Annotated in this window: 4 protein-coding genes; 1 reads left to right on the top strand and 3 read right to left on the bottom strand. The window is 74.5% G+C overall.

Features of this window, described 5'->3' with window-relative positions; genetic code table 11:
• Positions 1–47 precede the first annotated feature (47 nt).
• A complete protein-coding gene (locus AB0F77_RS04365; protein ID WP_361941194.1) occupies positions 48–251 on the top strand; it encodes an MbtH family protein in 204 nt (67 codons plus the stop codon).
• A 79-nt stretch (positions 252–330) separates the two neighbouring features.
• On the opposite strand, the gene AB0F77_RS04360 is transcribed toward AB0F77_RS04365, so the two are convergent.
• The 3 genes from AB0F77_RS04360 to AB0F77_RS04350 all read right to left on the bottom strand — a co-directional run bounded on the left by AB0F77_RS04360 (position 331) and on the right by AB0F77_RS04350 (position 4983).
• A complete protein-coding gene (locus tag AB0F77_RS04360) occupies positions 331–1404 on the bottom strand; it encodes an iron-siderophore ABC transporter substrate-binding protein (protein WP_361941191.1) in 1074 nt (357 codons plus the stop codon).
• A 55-nt stretch (positions 1405–1459) separates the two neighbouring features.
• Entirely contained in the window at positions 1460–3127 is a 1668-nt protein-coding gene (locus AB0F77_RS04355; protein ID WP_361941496.1) for an ABC transporter ATP-binding protein, read from the bottom strand.
• A 146-nt stretch (positions 3128–3273) separates the two neighbouring features.
• Positions 3274–4983, bottom strand: coding sequence for an ABC transporter ATP-binding protein (locus AB0F77_RS04350; protein WP_361941188.1), 1710 nt, complete (start codon positions 4981–4983; stop codon positions 3274–3276).
• Positions 4984–4985: the final 2 nt, after the last annotated feature.

The following is a 4985-nucleotide window of genomic DNA, read 5'->3' as shown; positions in this document are numbered from 1 at the left end:
ACGCACCGCGGCCACCCACGAGAACAGATCCGAAAGGCACCCACGACATGAGCAACCCGTTCGAGAACCCCGACGGCGTCTACTCCGTCCTCGTCAACGACGAGGGCCAGTACAGCCTGTGGCCCGACTTCGTGGACGTCCCGCCCGGCTGGACGGTCGTCCACGGCCCGGCCGGCCGCCAGGAGTGCCTGGACCACATCGAGACCAACTGGACGGACATGCGCCCCAAGAGCCTCGTCGAGGGCTCCTGAGCCGACGCGCGAAGGGGCGGGCCCGTAGGCGGGCCCGCCCCTTCGTCGTGCCGCGCGGCGGCTTCCGTGCGGCGATCGCTCAGGACGCCGGCTGCGCCACCTTCGTGTCGGCCTTGCCGTCCACGGCCGCCGCGAGCTGCGGCACCAGGCGGTCCAGGACGTACGGGATGCTCAGCACGGTCGAGAGCGAGACCGCGTTGCCGTAGTCGCTGGTCTCCTCGATGAAGACCTCGCGGCCCTGCTTCACCACGTTCAGGTCGGAGTAGATGCTGTCGCCGTGCAGCTTGTCGACGGCCGAGGTGAGGTCCGGGACGATCCACACGGCCACGTCCTGGTCGAGCAGGTCGAAGCGCTCCTTGCTGATGTTGGCGCCGAACTGGTCGCCGATCACCTTGTCCAGGTCCTTCGGCAGCGAGAACCCGAGGTCGGACAGGAGACGCGAGCGCGTGTCCTGGCTGCCGTAGACGAACGTGCCCTCGTACGGCGTCGCCATGACCGCCGTCGCCCCGGCGAAGGCGGGGTTGGCCTTCTCGGCCGCCTCGAACCGGTCCTCGACGCCCGCCACCAGCTTCTTGGCCTCGGGCTCCTTGCCGAGCGCCTTGCCGATCTCCTCGGTCTGCCGCTGCCACGGCACGCCGTAGTCGTTGAACTCCTTGGGCTGCGCCACGACCGGCGCGAACTTCGACAGGCTCGTGTACTGCGACTTGGTCAGGCCCGAGTAGACGGCGAGGATCAGGTCCGGCTTCAGCGCGGCGATCTTCTCCACCTGCGGGCCGGTGCCCGTGTCCTTGAGGACGGTCGGGGCCGGCGCACCGCCCAGCTTGTCCTGGGCCCACGGGCCGATGGCCCCCTTGTAGCCGCCGACCCACTCCGTGGTGGCGACCGGCACCGTGCCGAGGGCGAGGACGGCGTCCTGGTCGGTGAGGCCGACGGTCACGATCCGCTTGGGCACGGACTTGATCGTCGTACTGCCGAACTTGTGGGCGATCGTCACCGGGAAGGCGCCGGCGGCGGCCGACGAGTCCTTCGCGTCCGACGACGAGCCGGTGCCGGAGCCCGAGTCGGAGGAACCGCAGGCGACCGCCGTCGCGGTGAGCAGGAGTACGGAGGCGAGCAGACCGGTCAGCCGGGAGGCTCGGGTGGGGCGGGACATCGGTGATCCTTCGGTTCGTCGCGACGCTCGGGCGCGAGGGGTTCGGCGGTTGGGGTCAGTGGGGATCGGCGGGCGGTCCGGGGGAGCGGCTGCCGGACCAGGCGTGCCACAGGGCGGCGTACGGCCCCTGCGCGGTGAGCAGTTCGTCGTGCGTGCCGCTCTCCACGACCCGGCCGTCGCTCAGCACGACCACCCGGTCCGCGGCGGCCGCCTGGCTGAGCCGGTGCGCCACGACGAGCGCGGTCCGGCCCCGCAGCGCACGCTCGGCGGCCTCGTCGAGCAGCCGGGCGCCGGAACTGCCCGCCTCCGCGGTCGCCTCGTCCAGTACGGCGATCGGTGGATCGGCCAACAGGAGGCGGGCCAGGGCGAGTTGCTGTGCACGGTCGGCGGTGAGGCGGTGGCCGCCGTCGCCGACGATAGTGTCAAGCCCCTCCGGCAGGTCCTCGGCCCAGCCGAGGGCGCCGACCGTGGCCAGCGCCTCCCGCAGCTCCTCGACGCTCGCGTCCGGGCGGGCCAGCCGCAGGTCGTCGGCGAGCGGCCCGGCGAAGACGTGGACCTCCTGGGTGACCAGGCCGACCGTGCGCCCCGACTCGTCCGGTTCGCCACCCGCGACGTCGATCCGGCCGGCGACGGGGCGGTGCAGCCCCGCCACCAGCCTGGCCAGGGTCGTCTTGCCCGCACCGGTCGTGCCGACCAGCGCGACCCGCTCCTTGGGCCGGATCTCCAGGTCCACCGCGTGCAGGACGGGGCGGCCGGGGACGTACGCGTGGGAGACGGCGGCGAGGGTGACGGAGGGGTCACCGCCCGGGACCGTACGACGGTCCGGTGCCCGGTCCCGATCGGCCGCCGGGACGTCGACCACGCCGACCAGGCGGGCGAGTCCGGCCGTCGCCGACTGGGCGTCGTCGAGCAGCACGAGCGCGGTGTTGACCGGTCCGAAGAGGCCGAGGAAGTACAGGGCCGCGGCGGTGGCCGTGCCCACGGAGGCCGCGCCGTCGCGGACCAGCAGGAACCCGGTGACCAGGACGGCGGTGAGCCCGATGTACTCGGCGATGTGCAGCCGGCTGTAGAAGCGCAGCACCAGTCGCACCCCGCTCATCGTCAACTCGACGGCCGCGCGGGAGCGTTCGTCGACCCGTGCGCCGTGCCGCCGCTGGAGCCGGTACGCCCGCACGGTCCGCGCCCCGCCGATGGTGTCCAGCAACTGCTGCTGCTGGGCGCCGGTGGCGATCCGCTCCTTGGCGTACAGGGGGACGGCGCGGCGCAGGTACCAGCGGGCGGTGTGCGCCTGCACGGGCACGGCGAGCAGCGCCGCCAGCAGGAACCGCCAGTCCAGGACGGCGAGGGCGACCAGGGTGAGCACGATCGACAGCCCGGAGCGCGCCAGTTCGGGCAGGGCGCCGCGCACGGCGTCGGCGACGCGCGAGACGTCCCTGGTGACACGGGAGTTGAGGTCGCCCGAGCCCGCCCGTTCGACCCGCTCCAGGGGCAGGGACAGGGCGCGTTCGACGAAGAGTTCGCGCAGCCGGGCGAGCACGGTCTCGCCGAGCCGGGAGACCAGGGACATGCCGAGCGCGGTGGTGATCCCCTGGACGGCGGCGACGACGGCCAGCGCGACCACGGGCCGGGTGAGGGCGTCGGCGGAGCGGTGGTCGGTGACGACGTCCACGATCCGGCCGAGCAGTGGCTGGGTGAGCAGTCCGACGGAGGTGGCCACCACCATCAGCCCGAATCCGGCCAGCGCCAACGCCCGGTGCGGGCGCAGCAGTTCGCGCACAACGGCGCGGGTGCGGGGGGCGGTGGCGGTGGGCAGCAGGTTCGGGTCGGCCGTGACCTGCGGGGTCGCTCCGTCGTCGTCGGGTCGTGTGGTCACACCAGCACCGCCGTCCGGTAGGCCGCGTCGGTCCGTACGAGGTCCGCGTGGGTGCCCTCGGCGCCGACCCGGCCGCCGTCGAGCAGGACGACCCGGTCGGCGACGGCGAGCAGCGCGGGACTGTTGGTCACCACGACGGTGGTCCGCCCCCGCCGGACCTCGCGCAGCCCCTCGGCGATGCGGGCCTCGGTCACCGCGTCCACGGCGGTCGTCGGGTCGTGCACCACGAGGACGTCCGGTTCGGCCCGCAACGCCCGGGCCAGCAGGACCCGTTGACGCTGCCCGCCGGACAGCGACCGACCGCCCTCGCCGATGCCGGTCGTGGCGCCGTGCGGCAGTGAGCGGGCGACCTCGTCGGCGCGGGCCGCGGCCAGCGCGCGCTCCGTGCGGGCGTCCTCCCCGGGTTCCCCGGCCGGGGCCCCCGGGGTCACGTTGGCGGCCAGCGTGCCCTCGAACAGCGCGGCGTCGTGGGCGGCGACCAGCACCGCGGCCCGCAGACCGGCCGGATCGAGCCGGGTCAGCGGCACGCCGTCCAGCTCGACCGACCCGGACTCCGGGTCGGCCTCCCGGCCCAGGCACCGCAACAGCGCCTCGGCGCACGCCGGGTCGGTCACCGCGACCCCGGTCAGCCGGCCGGCCGGCAGGTCGAGGTCGACGCCGTCCAGGCCGTCGAGCCGCACCCCGCGCAACCGCAGCCGCCCGCGCACCGGTTCCGTGACCGGCTCGTCGCCCCCGACCACGGCGGGTCCGGCGGCGAGCACCTCGGCGACCCGGGCGGCCGAGGCCCGGCCCTGGGCCAGTTCGGCGTTGACCCAGGCGAAGGTCTCCAACGGGCCCAGCAGGAACAGCGCGAGGCCCACCGCGGACACCAACTGGCCCAGGGTGAGCGACCCGTCGAGCGCCAGCCGGCCGCCGACCAGGGCGATCAGCGCGATGAACCCTCCGGTGAGGGCGAGGACCAGGCCGGTCTGCCAGGACTCGGCGCGGGCGGCGCGCAGGGTAGCCGCGAGGGAGGTCCTGCTGGTCGCGCGGTAGCGTTCGACGGCCGCCCCCTGCGCGCCGAGGCCCTTGAGCACCCGCAGTCCGGCGACGAGGTCGGCGGCGACGCCGGAGGCGTGGGCGGCCCTGTCCTGCTCCGCCTCGCTGCGGCGCTCCAGCGGCTTGCTCAGCAGATGGCCGATCCACAGCAGGACGGGCGTGCCCAGCAGGACGATCAGCCCGAGCGGCACCGAGGTCAGCAGCAGCGCCACCGCGCTCGCCGTGACGCCCGCGACGGCCCAGGTCCCGCTCATCAGCGCCATGTTGACCGCGCCGACCCGTTTGGCGTCCTCGGTGGCGACGTTGGCCAGCTCTCCCGGCAGCCGTCCGTCCTCGGCTCCGCCGCGGGCGTCGAGGACCCGCCGTACGACGGCCAGGCGCAGGGTGTGCGCGGCCTCTTCGGCCCCGCGTTCACCCGCCCGCGCGCCGAGGCGGAAACTCCACGACAGCACCACGTACATGACGGCGAGGAGGGCCAGCCAGAGCACCAGCCGCCCGGCGTCCTGCCCGGCCACCGCCTGGTCGACGACCACTCCGACGAGCACCGGCACGAGGGCTTCCCCGAGTTGGTGCACACAACCGAGCACCGCCCCGAGGCCGACGCGCCGCGCCTGCCCCCTGACCGAACGTGTCAGGACGTCCCGCCCCGACGGCTTCCCTGTTCCCACCA

The sequence above is a fragment of the Streptomyces sp. NPDC026672 genome (assembly GCF_040638185.1).
Taxonomy (GTDB): Bacteria; Actinomycetota; Actinomycetes; order Streptomycetales; family Streptomycetaceae; genus Streptomyces.
The sequence above is the reverse complement of the archived record's forward strand: the minus strand, read 5'-3'. Positions and strand labels throughout refer to the sequence as shown.

What these genes read in the sequence shown, in the direction of transcription:
- AB0F77_RS04365 (WP_361941194.1), top strand. Translation starts at nt 48, where the DNA reads ATGAGCAACCCGTTCGAGAACCCCGACGGCGTCTACTCCGTCCTCGTC.
- AB0F77_RS04360 (WP_361941191.1), bottom strand. Translation starts at nt 1,404, where the DNA reads ATGTCCCGCCCCACCCGAGCCTCCCGGCTGACCGGTCTGCTCGCCTCC.
- AB0F77_RS04355 (WP_361941496.1), bottom strand. Translation starts at nt 3,127, where the DNA reads ATGGTGGTGGCCACCTCCGTCGGACTGCTCACCCAGCCACTGCTCGGC.